The sequence below is a fragment of the Oscillospiraceae bacterium genome, assembly GCA_015068525.1.
Classification (GTDB): domain Bacteria; phylum Bacillota; class Clostridia; order UMGS1840; family HGM11507; genus SIG450.
Genome location: SVKJ01000013.1, coordinates 1 through 16522 on the forward strand (window position 1 = coordinate 1; position 16522 = coordinate 16522).

At 33.0% G+C, this 16522-nt stretch carries 16 protein-coding genes and 1 riboswitch; of the genes, 12 read left to right on the forward strand and 4 right to left on the reverse strand.

Annotated elements, in window-relative coordinates:
- The coding region (locus E7419_05585; protein ID MBE7014660.1) for a Dam family site-specific DNA-(adenine-N6)-methyltransferase at positions 1 to 1754 on the forward strand (1754 nt) is incomplete at its 5' end.
- Positions 1755 to 1785: 31 nt separating this feature from the next.
- Here E7419_05585 and E7419_05590 read toward each other — a convergent pair.
- Entirely contained in the window at positions 1786 to 2094 is a 309-nt protein-coding gene (locus E7419_05590) for a helix-turn-helix transcriptional regulator (protein ID MBE7014661.1), read from the reverse strand.
- Between the two features lie 144 nt (positions 2095 to 2238).
- Between E7419_05590 and E7419_05595 the strand changes: the two genes are divergently transcribed.
- Complete coding sequence (locus E7419_05595; GenBank protein ID MBE7014662.1) at positions 2239 to 2775, forward strand: DUF1273 family protein; 537 nt, start codon at positions 2239 to 2241, stop codon at positions 2773 to 2775.
- Positions 2776 to 3154: 379 nt separating this feature from the next.
- Here the strand turns inward: E7419_05595 and E7419_05600 are convergent, their stop codons facing one another.
- Positions 3155 to 3769 carry a hypothetical protein gene (locus tag E7419_05600; GenBank protein ID MBE7014663.1) on the reverse strand — a complete coding sequence of 205 codons (615 nt, stop codon included), beginning with the start codon at positions 3767 to 3769 and terminating at the stop codon, positions 3155 to 3157.
- Entirely contained in the window at positions 3685 to 4086 is a 402-nt protein-coding gene (locus E7419_05605) for a sigma-70 family RNA polymerase sigma factor (protein MBE7014664.1), read from the reverse strand. Before E7419_05605 ends, E7419_05600 begins: the two co-directional genes overlap by 85 nt.
- 101 nt (positions 4087 to 4187) lie before the next feature.
- Positions 4188 to 4335: riboswitch (FMN riboswitch) on the forward strand.
- A 2-nt stretch (positions 4336 to 4337) separates the two neighbouring features.
- Between E7419_05605 and E7419_05610 the strand changes: the two genes are divergently transcribed.
- The 8 genes from E7419_05610 to E7419_05645 all read left to right on the forward strand — a co-directional run bounded on the left by E7419_05610 (position 4338) and on the right by E7419_05645 (position 12861).
- On the forward strand, positions 4338 to 4937 hold the full coding sequence (locus E7419_05610; protein MBE7014665.1) for an ECF transporter S component: 600 nt from the start codon (positions 4338 to 4340) through the stop codon (positions 4935 to 4937).
- Between the two features lie 274 nt (positions 4938 to 5211).
- On the forward strand, positions 5212 to 6231 hold the full coding sequence (gene aroF / locus E7419_05615) for a 3-deoxy-7-phosphoheptulonate synthase (GenBank protein ID MBE7014666.1): 1020 nt from the start codon (positions 5212 to 5214) through the stop codon (positions 6229 to 6231).
- On the forward strand, positions 6228 to 7070 hold the full coding sequence (locus tag E7419_05620; GenBank protein ID MBE7014667.1) for a prephenate dehydrogenase: 843 nt from the start codon (positions 6228 to 6230) through the stop codon (positions 7068 to 7070). The genes aroF and E7419_05620 overlap by 4 nt, the downstream gene beginning before the upstream one ends.
- Entirely contained in the window at positions 7051 to 8079 is a 1029-nt protein-coding gene (aroB, locus tag E7419_05625) for a 3-dehydroquinate synthase (GenBank protein MBE7014668.1), read from the forward strand. Before E7419_05620 ends, aroB begins: the two co-directional genes overlap by 20 nt.
- On the forward strand, positions 8072 to 9337 hold the full coding sequence (gene aroA / locus E7419_05630; GenBank protein ID MBE7014669.1) for a 3-phosphoshikimate 1-carboxyvinyltransferase: 1266 nt from the start codon (positions 8072 to 8074) through the stop codon (positions 9335 to 9337). Before aroB ends, aroA begins: the two co-directional genes overlap by 8 nt.
- A complete protein-coding gene (aroC, locus tag E7419_05635; GenBank protein ID MBE7014670.1) occupies positions 9330 to 10391 on the forward strand; it encodes a chorismate synthase in 1062 nt (353 codons plus the stop codon). The genes aroA and aroC overlap by 8 nt, the downstream gene beginning before the upstream one ends.
- A 10-nt stretch (positions 10392 to 10401) precedes the next feature.
- Complete coding sequence (locus tag E7419_05640) at positions 10402 to 11514, forward strand: bifunctional chorismate mutase/prephenate dehydratase (GenBank protein ID MBE7014671.1); 1113 nt, start codon at positions 10402 to 10404, stop codon at positions 11512 to 11514.
- Positions 11515 to 11526: 12 nt separating this feature from the next.
- Positions 11527 to 12861 carry an AAA family ATPase gene (locus tag E7419_05645; GenBank protein ID MBE7014672.1) on the forward strand — a complete coding sequence of 445 codons (1335 nt, stop codon included), beginning with the start codon at positions 11527 to 11529 and terminating at the stop codon, positions 12859 to 12861.
- Positions 12862 to 12906: 45 nt separating this feature from the next.
- On the opposite strand, the gene nth is transcribed toward E7419_05645, so the two are convergent.
- A complete protein-coding gene (gene nth, locus E7419_05650) occupies positions 12907 to 13533 on the reverse strand; it encodes an endonuclease III (GenBank protein MBE7014673.1) in 627 nt (208 codons plus the stop codon).
- Positions 13534 to 13678: 145 nt separating this feature from the next.
- Here nth and E7419_05655 point away from each other — a divergent pair, with 145 nt between their 5' ends.
- Positions 13679 to 14917 (forward strand): serine hydroxymethyltransferase, encoded by a 1239-nt coding sequence (locus E7419_05655; protein MBE7014674.1) that lies wholly within the window; start codon positions 13679 to 13681, stop codon positions 14915 to 14917.
- 352 nt (positions 14918 to 15269) lie between these two features.
- Positions 15270 to 16520, forward strand: a complete 1251-nt coding sequence (locus E7419_05660) for a replication-associated recombination protein A (protein MBE7014675.1) — start codon at positions 15270 to 15272, stop codon at positions 16518 to 16520.
- Positions 16521 to 16522 lie beyond the last annotated feature (2 nt).

The following is a 16522-nucleotide window of genomic DNA, read 5'->3' on the forward strand; positions in this document are numbered from 1 at the left end:
TATATAGGGAAGATTTTACTGAACTCTCTGATGAGATAAAGCAGTATTATTCTGATAAAATAGAGTTCCTGAAAGTGCAACGTGGATACAAGCAGGGTGAAGTTATGCACGTGATAGATTATACGCGAGGTTGGGGTTCAAGAAATGATAGAATAGACCAGCGTAAGACTACTTTTACTAATTGCTTGGCAAGACATGTTTCGAATGCTAAAAGATTTATAACATATTTAGATAGAAACTGCAAACGCGATAAATTATTAAATAGAATTTTAGACTGGTATTACTCTCCACACACAGACAAAAAGGTAATAGACCTATATGCTGCATCTAATAACATATATGAAAATGCAGAATATTTAGGAGTGCGCAAACGAAAAAACTCATCAATGTATTATTATCGTATAAAGATGAAACTACCAAATGGAACGCCTGTCAATATTGAAAAAGGTTCATTTTATTCACCCGAAGAAGCAAATAAAGCACGTAAGCAACATCTTATATTGCTTACAACACAGGGCTGCAATAATTCGGATAAAACAGTAGAAGATGTGTTCTTTGAATTTATATCTGATACCTGTAAACTAAAACCGAGTTTAGAGAAAAAGTATCTTTCATATTATAATTCTCGTATAAAGGATAGAATGGGTAATCTTAAAATTGGGGAAACATTAAATGCATTAGAAAACCTATATAATCAAATTACTCATTATCAAGTCAAAGATATGAGAACAAAAGACAGCAGTATCACATTAACTCCAAATTATGTATCAGGTTTGAGAGCAATGCTTTGTAATCTATTTGACTATGCGTATAATAAGAAATATATTCGTTCCCATCCAATGTATGCCCTTCCGAGCAAATGGACTACAGAAGGTGAAGAAAGGTTTGCACGAACCAAAGAAAAAAATAATTACATACAACCTTTATTTGCCTACCTTGGCAACAAGCACAAATTGTTACCTGATATTCAAAAATTATTTCCGAAGAATATTGATATGTTTATCGATTTGTTTAGTGGTTCGAGTGTTGTCGGCATCAACTGCGATGCAAAGCAAGTTCTAATAAATGACAGTAACCTGTTTTTGATTGGAATTTATAAAGGAATACAGGAAACAACTCCTGATGCTGCTTGGAGAATGATTGAAACTATTATAAACAAATATTCTCTTACCAAAGAAAACGAAGATGGTTATTATTTATGCAGAGAAGATTATAATAAAATCTTATATGAAGAGCGCTGCAATAAATATTGGTACTGGGGGTTGGTGTTAGTTTGGTGCAGCTTCAATCGTTCAACTGTTCAATTCAATCTGCAAAATGAATATAATGCACCTTTTGGTTTTAGTAAAGTTAATTTTGATTTAGCGAAACAGAAGTTTTTTGCTTTTGCTAAAAAGGTTTCGGGTAGTAAAATTGTTTTTACCTGCGATGATTACAAAAACATAGATGTTCAAGCAGGAGCCTTTGTGTATATAGACCCACCATATCTCATCACTACTGCAACATATAATAAGGGTTGGGATAAACAAGCAGAAAATGAACTGTATAATTATCTGGAAACTTTGGATAACAAAGGTGTGAAGTGGGCGATGTCCAATGTTTTAGAAAATAACGGAGAAAACCACACTATGCTTTCAGATTGGATAAGCAGGAAGAAATACAGAGTTCATTATTTAGATGGCGAATACATCCATGCAAATTTCAGGCGTAAAAATAAAGGACGTACAGTAGAAGTTCTGATTACAAACTACTAAAAAATGAGCACTTTCTGGAACCAGAAAGTGCTCATTTTATCATATCATTCACAATAGAAGTTATACTGTCAAGTTGTTTGTCGCTCAACTTTTTCAAAGAACTAATCAGCGCATTCAATTTTTCAGGATTTGCTGCATCGGTGTCAAAAAAGTCACTTGGGCTAATATCAAGATATTCACAGATGAAGAAAAATGACGCCATTGATGGAAGCGCTTTTTTGCTTTCAATGTTCGAGATATAGCCAGAGTTTTGACCTATGGACAGGCTCATCTCTCTTGCTGATACACCTTTTTTAGTCCTCAACTGTGCTAATCTTATAGGGAATTCATCCTCATACATCTTAATCACCTCACTACATAATATTATATCCTACTATTTTAAAATTATAGTGGAACCATTCCTGAGAATACATTGCCATTCAGGAATGAATATGATATAATATGTCTAATTATTAGAAATAAACTGACAAAGCGAGTATGATGAATGATGTGTTTGGAAAAGACAGCCTGTTTCTTCGGGCATAGAAAGATTGATGTGACAGATGAATTAAAGACAGCGTTATATAAAGAAATTGAGAATTTAATAGTGGATGATGAAATTACCGCCTTTCTTTTCGGGAGCAAAAGCCAGTTTGATGACTTGTGTTATAAAATAGTATCAGACCTGAAAAACAAATACCCTTACATACGGCGTGTGTATGTAAGGGCGGAATTTGAACATATAGATGGCGAAGGCAGTAGAGCATATAGAGAAAGTCTGTTAGAGCACTATGAAGATACCTACTACCCAGAAAGTGTTTCGGGTGCAGGAAAGGCTGTCTATGTAAAGCGTAATCAGCACATGATAGATAAGAGTTCTATATGTGTGGTTTATTATGATGAAAACTATATGCCATCCAGAAGAAAGCAAAGCAGACGCGATTTGACAGACTACCAACCTTCAAGCGGTACAGGTGTGGCATACAAGTATGCGGAGAAGAAAAAAAAGAGAATAATCAATATAGCAGCACTTGACTTATAAAGTGCTGCTGTTTTTATACATACAACAACATAAATGAGAAAAACAGCAACTGAAATGCCGAAACGCATAACAGTTGCTGTTGTTTTTTGGATATAAATGCTCACAGTTCACTTTATAGATATATGCAATTTAGATTTTGAGTATTTCAAAATCGTATGTCTTTGTGATAGTGGACGAGATGTACAGCATATAAATACTGTATAAATCCAACGTGAGAGGAGGGTTGATTGTGAATATAATCGTACATATGCCAAAAACAGATAAAATTGCTGAGCTTCAAAATAAGGTAGCAGAAGTTCATTCGGACATGGTAATGTCTTATATAAACAATCTATCCTGCTCCAAAGAGCAGAAGTTGAAATTAGTTGAGGCTCTGCAATCAGTTGAGAGAGATTAATTTCTCCCAAGTAAATTTAAACATTCTAACTTTGTTCTGTTCCCAACGCTTTACTTTAAACAAATCAACATTCATAAGTTTGGCAAGTTCCTTTTGAGTAACTCCAAGTTTTTTTCTCAAATTTTTAATATAGGTACCCTGACCATCGTACATAAATCTGTTGTAGTCATCCAAAAGGGCATATACATCCACTTCCAAGATTTCTGCAATCTTGTCCATAAGTGCAGGTGCATAGTAATCCTTCTGATGTTCTTCATAAGCGGAGTAACTACTGCGCTGTATTCCTAAACGGTCAGCGATGTCTATTTGATATAAACCTTTCTTATGTCTGTAATAACGTAACTTATCTGATACTTCTGTTATCATATTAGGGTCAGGGAACTTAAGCATAAAAAGTTGTGCTTCAACTACCTTTTTGGGTGTAATGAAGCGGAAAGAGTGTATATATAACGGAGAGGCGACAGTTTTGTTGCCTTTCTTTTTTATTATCAAAAATAGTTCAGGACTGATTTTTAATACGTTTTCGCTGATGAATGTATAGTTAACTGCATCATTTTCAAAAAGAGCCATTGTGAGAGTGTTGCATTCTGAATGCATCTTACAGCGTATGTAGCAAGTCTTATGCCTTTGTCAAAATCAAAATTATTTATGGCTTTTATAAGACCTATTGTACCGATTGAAATTAAATCTTCATATTCTTTCTGGCATTGATAGTATTTTTTGGCAACGTAAGCCACAAGCCTTAAATTTCTTTCAATAAGTACATTTTTTGCTTCTTCATCGCCATTTTTAAATTTTTTAATTAACTCCTCTTCTTCTTTTTTTGAAAGAGGTTTTGGAAAAGAATTGAGATTGCTTAAGTACCCTATAAAGATAAGAAAGTCAGACATTAAATTAAATAATAAATTAAACATAAAATTCCCCCTTTTATAAATTATGAAAAATAAAATAAAACTTGCAAGTCCCCCTCATTTTCTATTGACTTTTTTATAAATATGGAATATAATATAGAAAAATATGTTTTAGAGGCGAGGTGCAATTCCTCACCGGTGGTTAGCAGTCGGAAAGTTTTCTGACGGTTAGAAAGTCCATGAGCCTTTTTAAAAAGGTTGATTCGGTGAAATTCCGAAACCGACGGTAAAGTCCGGATAAATAGAACAATACTATGTTATTACATACTCTGCATATTTTGCAGAGTTTTTTTAATGGGGGAATTTATATGAAAACGAACACAAAAAAAATGGTAGTAATGGCAATGCTTTCGGCAATATCGGTTATTCTTGTTATGTTAATAAGAGTTCCCTGGATTGGTGCGGGCTTTTTAGAATATGACCCTGCTGATGTACCTATCTTAATTGCAACACTTATTTACGGTCCTTGTGCAGGACTTACAGTAACATTTGTTGTTTCTGTAATTCAGGGGCTTACAGTAAGTTCGGGAAGTGGAATAATAGGAATAATTATGCATATTCTTGCAACGGGTTCTTATGTGTTTTTTACGGGGAATATATATAAAAGAGCAAAAAATATAAAAGGTCTTATAGTTTCCTTGTGCTTTGGTGCATTGGTATCAACCTTGTTTATGCTTCTTTGGAATGTATGGTTTACCCCTTTATTTATGAAGGTTCCTACCGAAGTAGTTGTTAAAATGCTTGCGCCTACTATTATACCTTTTAATCTTATAAAAACGTTTGGTAACGGTGCTCTGGCAGGATTAGTATTTGCTATACTTAAAAAAACTGATATTTTGAATAAAAATTCATAATTTCTATTGACATATAAAAAAAATAGGAATATAATAATAAGGAAATTTTAGAAAAGGATACACTAAAATGAATAGAATTTTTTCAAACAACTTTTATTTTAACTATTTTGCTGCTTACTTTTTTGGTTTTGCGGCTTTCTTTGGTTGTTTTTTTAAAAAATGTATTTATGAGATTGTGTAATTTCTTTTTAATAAATGTTATTTAAAGCAACTCATAAATACATGGGTTGCTTTTTTGATTATATGTTGACATAATTTATCAGGAGGAATAAAAATGGTATTAACAACAAAGACGGATATTAAAACAAGTGATGTCCAGAAATTAAAAGAAGAACTTGAAAATGTAGGACTGGAAATTCAGATAAATTACGGTGCCCACAAAAATGTTATTGCTTTACTCGGAGATGTTTCAGTTATAGATGTTGAACAGTTAACTGCAAAATATCCTTTTGTAGAACAGATTATTAAAATCTCCGAACCATATAAAAAGGCTAACAGAAGATTTAAGCCTGATGATACTGTTATTAAAGTTGCAGGAGAAATGATAGGCGGAGATAAAAAACTTACGGTTATTGCAGGACCTTGTTCGGTTGAAAATAAAGAACAGGTCATTGAAATTGCAAAAGGCGTTAAATCTTATGGCGCAAAATTTTTAAGGGGCGGAGCATATAAACCGAGAACTTCTCCTTATGCCTTTCAGGGAATGGGGCTTGACGGTCTTAAACTTTTAAAACAGGCTAAAGATGAAACCGGACTTCCCATTGTTTCTGAAATAATGTCTGCAAGTCATCTTGACGAATTTGTTGAATTTGTTGATATTTTGCAGGTTGGCGCAAGAAATATGCAAAATTTTGAACTTTTAAAACAACTTGGTAAGATAAATAAACCAATCCTTATAAAAAGAGGATTGTCAAGCACTATTGAGGAACTTCTGATGGCAGCAGAATATGTAATGAGTGAGGGTAATGAAAAAGTTATACTTTGCGAAAGAGGAATAAGAACTTTTGAAACATTTACCCGTAATACTCTTGATTTAAGTGCTATTCCTGCACTTAAAAGGTTGACTCATCTTCCTGTAATTATTGACCCATCTCACGCAACAGGTGTTTCATGGATGGTAGAGCCAATGGCAAAGGCAGCAGTTGCGGCAGGTGCAAACGGACTTATTATTGAAGTTCATAATGATCCTAAAAAAGCACTTTGTGACGGACCTCAGTCTCTTACTATTGACGAGTTTGGAAATCTTATGGGTAAAATTTCAAAGATTGCTGAAATAGAAGGTAAAACTATATGAAAATAAAAAATATAGGAATAGTTGGTTTTGGTTTGATCGGCGGCTCTATGGGGCTTGGTATAAAAAAATATACAAGTCATAATGTTTATGCATTTGATAACAGTGAGGAAACTTTAAATTATATAAGGGAAAACAACCTTTGTGACGGTTGTTTTTTCCCTGATGACGAAATGCTCTCTTGTTGTGATATAGTCTTTATAGGTCTTTATCCAAAAAACACTGTAGAGTTTATCAATTCAAATAAATTAAGATTTAAAAAAGATGCAATTATTTGTGACCTTTGCGGTGTTAAAGATTATATTTCAAAAAATGTTGATAAAAGTATAAGGTTTATCGGAGCACATCCTATGGCAGGAAAGGAAGTAAACGGTGTTTTTAATGCATCGGCAAATCTATTTATAAATGCTTCATTTTTAATTGCACTCGACGATAATACCGACAAAGAAGCAGTAGAGGAAATATCAAACCTTGCAAGAAAAATAGGATTTTCAAAGGTTGTTGAAACTTCAAGTAAAAATCATGATAAAATGATTACCTTCACGTCACAACTTCCTCATATAATGTCAGTAGCGTATGTTATGCAGGATGCGTTTAAAAAGTGTGATGGCTTTTATGCAGGAAGTTTTAAAGATATGGCAAGAGTTGCTAAAATAAATCCTAATCTCTGGAGTGAACTTTTTAAAATAAATAAAGAAGTTTTAACCTCTCAGATTGATGAGTATATTGATGCATTAAATAAAATAAAAAATGCTGTTTTAAGCGAAGGCGATGAACTTTATAATCTGCTTTTGAATTCTAGAAAATTAAAGGAGTGGCAAGATGAAAACTATAAGAATTAATGTATCTTCTGCCTCTTATGATATTAAATTAGGTAAGGATGTAATCTATAATTTACCTTCTTATTTAAAGGAAATTGGTTTTTTTGGTAAACTTATAATAATAACTGATACCAATGTGGAAAAATACCACTTAAATACTTTAGAAGAAATTCTTAAAAAAGATAATATTGAATACAGCGTTGTGATAATTCCTGCAGGTGAAGAATATAAAACTTTAGAAACTGTGAATTACATATATAATGAACTTTGCAAAACGGGTGTCACAAGAAAGGACACTATCCTTGCTTTTGGGGGAGGAGTGACAGGAGATATTTCCGGCTTTGTTTCTGCAACGTATTTAAGAGGAATAAAGTATATACAAGTACCCACTACTCTTCTTTCGCAAGTTGATTCTTCAATCGGAGGTAAAACGGGAGTTGATTTAGAAAGCGGTAAAAATCTTGTCGGTGCTTTCAAACAACCCGAACTGGTTGTAGCGGATACATCACTTCTTTCAACACTTGACGATATTCAAATTTCAAGTGGTATGGCAGAAATTATAAAAGCAGGATTTATTAAAGATAAAGAACTTGTATCAAAACTTTTAAGTTCCAAAAATTTTAATGAAGATTTGGAAGAATTTATTATAAGAGCAATAAATGTAAAAAAAGAAGTAGTAGAAAAAGATGAATTTGAAAAACATGAACGAATGCTTCTTAATTTCGGGCACACATTCGGGCACTCAATAGAAAAATATTATGATTTTAAAGGTATAACTCACGGTCAGGCAGTTGCAATAGGAATGTGTCTTATAACAAAAAATGAAGAAGTTAAGGAAAAACTTGTACATGCTTTAGAAAAATATAATTTAAAAACAACTACTGATATACCAATGGCGACAATTATTGATTTATGCAGAAATGATAAAAAAGCCTTGAAAGATTCTATAAATATAGTTACAGTTGAAGAAATAGGAAGTGGAATAATAAAAAATTATTCTTTTGATAAATTGGGAGAAATATATGGCTGATATAAAACTTTTTAATTCCTCATTAAACGGGGAAGTAACAGTTTGTTCATCAAAAAGTGTGGCTCACAGGGCGATAATTGCAGGTGCTCTCGCTTGTAGAGATATTAAAATTTATAATGTTATATATTCAAAGGATATACTTGCAACAATCGATGCCCTTAAAGTTCTGGGAGCAGATATAACATATGATGGCAGTACGGTTATAATTAAAAAAAGTAATATTTTAAAAAATTCTTCTTTAACTTTTAATGCGAATGAAAGCGGTTCAACTTTAAGATTTTTGATACCTGTTTTTGTTGCACTGGGTAATGAAACAAAGTTTTTGGGTGAAGGCAGATTACCGAAAAGACCTCTTGATGATTATTTTGAGATATTTGATAAAGAGGGAATTTTTTACGAAAGAGGAGAAGATTATCTCCCGCTTAAAACAAAAGGTACTTTTACAGGTGATACTTTTTTTGTAAAAGGCAATGTAAGTTCTCAGTTTATAACAGGACTTATGCTTTCGGCAATTGTAAGGGACAGGGAAATTACAATTAAAATTACAACTCCACTTCAGTCGCGCCCTTATGTTTATATAACTAAAAAAGTTTTAGAAGATTTTGGACATAGCGTTAATATTTCAGATAATACAATCACGGTAAAAAAAGGCAGTAAAGATATTGATGCATATACTGTGGAAAATGACTGGTCACAAGCCGCATTTTTTCTTTCGGGAGGGGTAATGTCGGGCGACGTTACCTTATGTGATATGAACTTATCTTCTGCGCAGGGCGATAAAGAGATAGTAGAAATTTTAAAAAATATGGGCGCAAAAATAGAAATAAATGATGGGAAGATACGAGCAAAAAAATCTGAACTTTATGGTGTCAAAATAGATGTATCGCAAATTCCTGATTTGGTACCGATACTCTCAGTGCTTGGTGCTTATGCTAAAGGGGAAACTTTGATTTATAATGCAGCACGTCTTAAAATCAAAGAATCTGACAGGATTTTATCTTCAAAAAAAATGCTTGAAAGTACGGGAGTATCGGTTGAAACAGGTGAAGATTATATAAAAATTATTGGCAAAGGAACTTTTTTAAACGGTAAAATTGATTCTTTTTCAGACCATAGAATAGTAATGGCATCTGCTATGATAGGTACACAAACTGAAAATCTTATAATAAAAAATTATAAAGCGGTAGAAAAATCATATCCTGAATTTTTTAGCGATTACTTTAAACTCGGAGGTAAGGGAGAGGTAATAAATGAGTAGTATAAATTTGAAAAATCTGTCTATGACAATTTTTGGCGAATCTCACGGCGTACTTGTAGGAGGAGTTGTTACAGGATTTCCTGCAGGACTTAAACTTAACTATGAAAAAATATATGAAGATGTTTTAAGAAGAAAGCCGGGTAATGATATATATTCAACTGCCCGAAAAGAAACTGATGAATTTGAAATAGTATCAGGGGTTTTGGATGGCGTAACAACCGGTGCTCCTCTATGTGTGATTATTAAGAATTCAGATTCCCATTCAACCGACTATTCTTACCTTAAACACACTCCGCGTCCGTCACACAGTGATTACAGTGCATATTTAAAATATAACGGATATAATGACATAAGAGGCGGAGGGCATTTTTCGGGAAGACTTACTGCACCTATGGTAGTTTTGGGAAGTATTGCAAAACAGTATCTGGAAAAAGAAGATATTAAAGTTATCTCTCATATATACAAAGTTAAAGAATATTGTGATAAAAGTTTTATAAATGCAACTGATGAGGAATTTTTAAAAATTATATCAGGAAAAAGAACGATACTTGATATTGAGGACGAAATTTTAGATGAGGTAAAAAAAGCAAAAGAAGACGGCGATTCCCTTGGTGGCTGCATTGAATGTGCAGTTTTAAATATGAAAAAGGGGATAGGCGGTCCGCTCTTTGAAGGATTAGAAGGAAAACTATCACAACTTATCTATGCAATACCGGCAGTTAAAGCAGTTGAATTTGGAGCAGGTGTTGATTTTTTATCCGGTACGGGAAGTTCTCTTAATGACTTGTACGAAATAAAAGATGGCAACGTGCAAACAACCTCTAATAATAACGGAGGTATATTAGGCGGAATATCAAACGGAGAAAATTTAGTTATAAGAGCAACCTTTAAACCGACTCCGTCAATATTTAAAGAACAAAAAACCGTTAATTTAAATTCAATGAGCGAAGAAATGCTTAAAATAAAAGGTCGTCATGACCCGATAGTTGCCCTTCGCGGAATTCCTGCGTTAGAGGGAATTGTTGCTTTTGGAATATTAGATAGCATTTTGTAGGAGAGAAAATATGAACTTAGATGAAATAAGAGTAGAAATAGATAAAGTAGATGCAGAACTAAAAAAACTGTTCTTAAAAAGAATGGAACTTGTTCATAATGTCTATCTTTATAAAAAGGAAAATAATCTTCCCGTTAAAAATGCAAAAAGGGAAGCCGAAATTATTGAAAATAAAACAAAAGATGTTTCCGACTTTAAAGATGAGGTAAAAGAATTTTTTAAAACTTTAATAGATATAAGTTGTAAATATCAGGAACAGGCTTTTAATACAGAAATAAAAATTGATACAGAGTTTACCCATAAAACCAAAGAAGAGTTTTTAAAAGATATAAAAAAAGTATCCTATCAGGGAATTTTAGGTTCTTATGGCAGTGAAATGGCAAAGAAACTTTTTATTGATAAGGAACTTGTAAATAAGAAAACATTTTTAGATGTTTGTAAAAGTGTTAAAACAGGCGAAACTCAGGTGGGAATTTTACCTATTGAAAATTTATCTGCAGGAAGCATAAGTGAAGTTTATGATTTGATTTATGAAAATTCTCTTAATATAGTTATGGCAGACGAACTTTTAATTGAACATTGTCTTCTCGGCACAGGAAGTATAGATGAAATAAAAAAAGTTAAATCTCATCCTCAGGCATTAAGTCAGTGTTCTGAATTTATACTTAAAAATAATTACGAAAAAGAAGAGAGTATAAATACTGCAGTTGCGGCACTTTCCCTGTCACAATCAAGAGATAATTCAGTTGGAGTAATTTGCAACAAAATAAACAGTGAGTATTATAATCTTAATGTTTTAAAAGAAAATATATCAAATATTAAAGGTAATAAAACAAGATTTATAGCAGTAACAAACGATAAGGTCATAATAGATAATCCGAAGAAAATAAGTATGGTTTTTACGTTGCCTCATAAAGTAGGAAGTCTGGCGCGAGTACTCTATGACTTTTCGAATAATTCCTTTAATCTTACAAAAATTGAATCACGTCCCGTTAAATCTAATGAGTGGGAATATGTTTTTTATGTCGATGTAGAGGGAACTTTGTTAGATGATAAAACTAAAGAGCATCTTAAAAAAATAAGTTGCCTTTTTGAAAAACTGCAAATTTTAGGAAATTATTAGGAGTAAATTCAGATGTTAAAATACGCTTTGACAGGAAACCCCTTGGGGCATAGCCTGTCCGCAATAATACATAATGAAATACTTTTATGTAAAAATATAAAAGGAAATTATGAACTTAAACCTACTGACAATCTTGATAAAAGTTTCAGGGAAGAACTTAGCAAAATAAACGGGTTTAATGTAACTATTCCTTATAAAAAAGATATACTTAACTATCTTGATGTAAAATCGGATAAAGTTAAATTATATAATTCCTGTAACACTGTTAAAATTAAAGATGGTAAGGCGGCAGGTTACAATACCGATGTTTACGGAATACTTGATACACTTAAAAAGAATTCGGTGGATGTAAAAGGAAAAAAAGTTCTTATTTCTGGATGTGGCGGAGTGTCATCAATGATGGCGTGTGAAATGGTGCTTTTGGGTGCTGATGTTTATTTAACTGCTCGAAACAGGGAAAAAGCAGAAGAACTCATCTTAGATATTTTTAATAAAACAGGGAAAAAGATTAAGTTTATAAAAAAAGAAGAGGCAAAAGAATTTTATCTGTATATGCAGGGAACACCTGTCGGAATGTACCCGAAGTTAGAAAAGTCTTATCTTCCTCTTAGTAAGTTAAAAAATATATCAGTAGTTTTTGACACTATATATAATCCTTATAAAACACTTGCTGTTCGTGTTTGTGAATATTATGGAAATAAAGGGATTGGCGGGCTTAATATGCTCGTTGAACAGGCAGTAAAAGCGCAGGAGATTTTTAATGGTATAACATTAACAAAACAGGAATTTAACAAAGTGTTAAATAAAGCAAAAGGAAATATCCCTTCGTTTAAAATAGAGAAAAATATTATCCTTATAGGCCCTCCGGGATGCGGAAAATCAGCAATTTCCCGGGAAATATCGTCTTTACTTAATATGGATATTTTTGATGTTGACTTAGAAATTGTAAAAAGAGAGAAGAAATCCATAAATGAAATTTTTGAAAAATATGGCGAAGAGTATTTTCGCAAAGTAGAAAAAGAGATATTTATTGAATCGTTAAGTAAGACAGGTCAGATTATCGCAACGGGTGGAGGACTGCCTTTGTATAATAATCTTGAAACCTTAAACGAAGAGGAAAATACAGTAGTTTATCTGAATGTGGATAAAGATGTGATTTTTGAAAGAATTTCAAAGGATAATTCACGCCCGCTTCTTAAAAACGATAAGAAAAATTCTCTTTTTGAACTGATAAAAAAGCGTCAGCCGATATATGAAAAGAGCGCACATATAAAAATAAATGTCGAAAAAGAACGAAATATAAAAGATACTGTAGTAGAAGTTTTAGAAAAGATATTTTGCAAATAACTTAATAAGCATCCACCGCTATGCAGGTGGATGCTTATTAAGTTATCAGATATTTTTAGCGCAAAATTCTTTTATTGGGCAAATATCGCATTTAGGTTTTCTTGCGGTGCATATTGCTCTTCCGTGAAAAACTAACTGATGGCAAAAATCGGATTTATCTTCATTTGGCACAATCTTTGCTAAATCAAGTTCAACTTTGTAAGGATCGGTTTGTTTTGTAAATCCCATTCGTTTTGCCAGCCTTTTTGCGTGTGTATCAATAACAAGATGAGGGTTTGAAAATGCATCTCCCAAAACAACGCCTGCAGTTTTTCTTCCCACACCTGCAAGTGAAGTTAAAGAATCAAAATCGTTTGGAACTTCTCCGTTAAAATCAGTTACTATTTTTTTTGCACATAAAATTATATTTTTTGCTTTATTTCTGAAAAATCCTGTTGACTTAATATCCTCTGACAGTTCATCGTAATCTGCTTTTGCAAACGACTCAATATCAGGATATTTTTTATATAAAGTTTTAGTAACCTGATTTACTCTCTTATCAGTACATTGAGCCGCAAGAATTGTTGAAATTAAAAGTTCGTGAGGTTTCTTAAATTCTAACGAACAAACTGCATCACTGTACTCTTTGTCAAGTACTTCTTTTATAAGTTTATATCTTTCTTTTTTTGTCATAATATCACCCTCTAAATTATACAAAAAATACGCATTTATGTCAATATTGATAAAAAGGTATTGAAAAAATATATAACATAATGTATAATTATAGTAGAAAAATATGTATTATGTAATATATAATGTAAATTAAAGGAGAATAGAAATGAACTTTACCGAAAAAATTTCAAAAGTCGATTTAGAATTGGCACAAGCCATTGAAAAAGAAGTTGCAAGGCAAAGAGGTAATATTGAACTTATCGCATCAGAAAACTTTGTTTCCGAAGCAGTTTTAGAAGCAGTTGGTTCACCTCTTACAAATAAATATGCAGAAGGTTATCCTGGAAAAAGATATTACGGCGGTTGTGAATGTGTTGATATCGCAGAAGATTTAGCAAGAGAAAGAGCAAAGAAACTTTTTGGTTGCGACCACGTTAACGTTCAGCCTCACTGTGGTGCTGCTGCTAATACTGCAGTATATTTTGCAATGTTAAATCCTGGCGATACAATTCTTGGTATGAACCTTGCTCACGGTGGTCACTTATCCCACGGTAGCCCTGTAAATATAAGTGGTAAATATTATAATGTCATTCCTTACGGAATAGATGATAATACTCACAGAATAGATTATGAAGAAGTAAGAAGACTTGCATTAGAACATAAACCAAAAATGATAGTTTGCGGTGCAAGTGCATATCCAAGAATTATAGATTTTGCAAAGTTCTCAGAAATTGCAAAAGAAGTTGGCGCATATTTAATGGTTGATATTGCTCATATTGCAGGTTTAGTTGTTGCAGGACTTCATCCAAACCCTGTACCTTATGCTGACTTTGTTACAACTACCACTCACAAAACTCTTCGCGGCCCAAGAGGCGGTATGATTATGTGTAAGGAAGAATACGCTAAAGCAATAGATAAAGCAGTATTCCCAGGTCTTCAGGGTGGTCCTTTAATGCATGTTATCGCAGGTAAAGCAGTATGCTTTAAAGAAGCATTGTCTGACGAATTTAAAGAATATCAGACTCAGGTCGTTAAAAATGCAAAAGCACTTGCCGAAGGATTGGTGGCCGAAGGCTTTGATTTAGTATCAGGCGGTACGGATAATCACTTAATGTTAGTTGATTTAAGAAACTTTAAAATAACAGGTAAAGAAGCAGAAAAAAGACTTGACGAAGTTAATATCACAGTTAATAAAAATGCTATTCCTAATGACCCTGAAAGTCCATTCGTTACAAGCGGTATAAGAATAGGTACACCTGCTTCAACATCCCGTGGATTTAAAGAAGAAGATATGAAAGTTGTTGCAAAACTTATTGCTTTAACTTTAGGCGAAAACTTTGAAGAAAAGAAAGAAGAAATCAGAGCCGAAGTTAAGAAACTTACAGATAAACATCCATTATATTAAAATAGGGGCTGTTAAAAAACTCCAGACCGCAAAAAGTAGGGAATGACCTGTGTGTCATTATGATGAAAATATCACATTATGATTAGTATATAAGATTGTGTTGTATCAAGGTAAAGATTTTTTGCAAAAATCTTTGAAAATAAACAACTTTTTGCTATGAACAAACTTAGCCACTCGACGTACTTAGTACGCCTTCGGGTGACCCAAAATCGGAGATTTTGGCTAAGTTTGTCCATTCTGAAGCTTTTTTCCTATCCCCTAATGAGGAGATGTTTGAAAAGATTGCTTTTTAAACATCTCCTTTTTAGACTAAATTAATTATGAATTACGCATTGTGAGGAGGGAAGAAAAATTGAAACCATTAGCGGACAGAATCCGTCCAAAATCTATTGACGAGGTTTTTGGTCAGGAGCATTTAATAGGCGAGGGAAAAATTATAAGGAATATAATTGAAACAAAGAAAATTCCAAATATGATTTTTTACGGACCTCCGGGAACAGGGAAAACTACCATAGCCAATATTTTAGCCGATGTTTCAAATAAGAAACTTTATAAACTTAATGCAACCAATGCATCAGTTTCGGATATAAAAGATATTATCGGCGACTTAGGCGGCTTTGATGCTATGGGCGGAGTGCTTCTTTACTTAGACGAAATTCAGAACTTTAATAAAAAGCAACAGCAATCACTTTTATCCTTTATTGAAGATGGAAGTATTACTTTAATTGCATCTACTACTGAAAATCCATACTTTTATGTGTATAATGCAATTCTTTCCCGTTCAAGCGTGTTTGAATTTAAACCCCTCTCTGTTTCAGATATAAAAAAAGCAGTTGACAGGGCTGTTAAAATATTAAACGAAGAAAATAATGTTTCCTTTTCACAAGATGCAATAAACCATATTGCAGAAGTATGCGGAGGAGATGTCCGTTCTGCAATAAATATGGTGGAACTTTTAACATTTTCTAAAAGAGATGAAAGTGAAATCACGCTTTCCGAAGTGGAAGATGCTATATTTAAAAAATCATTAAAATTTGATAAGTCGGACGATAATCATTATGACATTTTAAGTGCCTTCCAAAAATCAATAAGAGGAAGTGACGAAAATGCAGCCCTTCATTATCTTGCCCGTCTTATCGAAGGCGGGGATATTAAATCTGCAATAAGAAGGTTACTTGTTATAGCAAGTGAAGATATAGGACTTGCCTATCCTCAGGCTGCAAGTATAGTAAATTCACTTTGTAATTCTGCCTTGATGTTAGGGCTTCCCGAAGCGCGAATTCCGCTTGCCGAGGCTGTAATTCTTCTTGCCACTTCTCCAAAATCGAATTCGGTTATATGTGCAATAGATGATGCAATTTCCGATATAAAAAATAAAGACTGCGGAGATATCCCTCTTAATCTTAAAGATGCTCACTATCAAGGTGCATCTAAACTTGGTAGAGGTCTTACCTATAAATATCCCCATTCTTTCGAAAATAATTATGTTTCCCAACAGTATCTTCCTGATAATATTAAGAACGCAAAATATTATCAACCGGGAAATAATAAGATGGAAAAGGCAACGGAGGAATATTGGAAGAAGATAAAAGGGGAATGTTAAAA

What these genes read in the sequence shown, in the direction of transcription:
- E7419_05590 (MBE7014661.1), bottom strand. Translation starts at nt 2,094, where the DNA reads ATGTATGAGGATGAATTCCCTATAAGATTAGCACAGTTGAGGACTAAA.
- E7419_05595 (MBE7014662.1), top strand. Translation starts at nt 2,239, where the DNA reads ATGATGTGTTTGGAAAAGACAGCCTGTTTCTTCGGGCATAGAAAGATT.
- E7419_05600 (MBE7014663.1), bottom strand. Translation starts at nt 3,769, where the DNA reads ATGCATTCAGAATGCAACACTCTCACAATGGCTCTTTTTGAAAATGAT.
- E7419_05605 (MBE7014664.1), bottom strand. Translation starts at nt 4,086, where the DNA reads ATGTTTAATTTATTATTTAATTTAATGTCTGACTTTCTTATCTTTATA.
- E7419_05610 (MBE7014665.1), top strand. Translation starts at nt 4,338, where the DNA reads ATGTTATTACATACTCTGCATATTTTGCAGAGTTTTTTTAATGGGGGA.
- aroF (MBE7014666.1), top strand. Translation starts at nt 5,212, where the DNA reads ATGGTATTAACAACAAAGACGGATATTAAAACAAGTGATGTCCAGAAA.
- E7419_05620 (MBE7014667.1), top strand. Translation starts at nt 6,228, where the DNA reads ATGAAAATAAAAAATATAGGAATAGTTGGTTTTGGTTTGATCGGCGGC.
- aroB (MBE7014668.1), top strand. Translation starts at nt 7,051, where the DNA reads ATGAAAACTATAAGAATTAATGTATCTTCTGCCTCTTATGATATTAAA.
- aroA (MBE7014669.1), top strand. Translation starts at nt 8,072, where the DNA reads ATGGCTGATATAAAACTTTTTAATTCCTCATTAAACGGGGAAGTAACA.
- aroC (MBE7014670.1), top strand. Translation starts at nt 9,330, where the DNA reads ATGAGTAGTATAAATTTGAAAAATCTGTCTATGACAATTTTTGGCGAA.
- E7419_05640 (MBE7014671.1), top strand. Translation starts at nt 10,402, where the DNA reads ATGAACTTAGATGAAATAAGAGTAGAAATAGATAAAGTAGATGCAGAA.
- E7419_05645 (MBE7014672.1), top strand. Translation starts at nt 11,527, where the DNA reads ATGTTAAAATACGCTTTGACAGGAAACCCCTTGGGGCATAGCCTGTCC.
- nth (MBE7014673.1), bottom strand. Translation starts at nt 13,533, where the DNA reads ATGACAAAAAAAGAAAGATATAAACTTATAAAAGAAGTACTTGACAAA.
- E7419_05655 (MBE7014674.1), top strand. Translation starts at nt 13,679, where the DNA reads ATGAACTTTACCGAAAAAATTTCAAAAGTCGATTTAGAATTGGCACAA.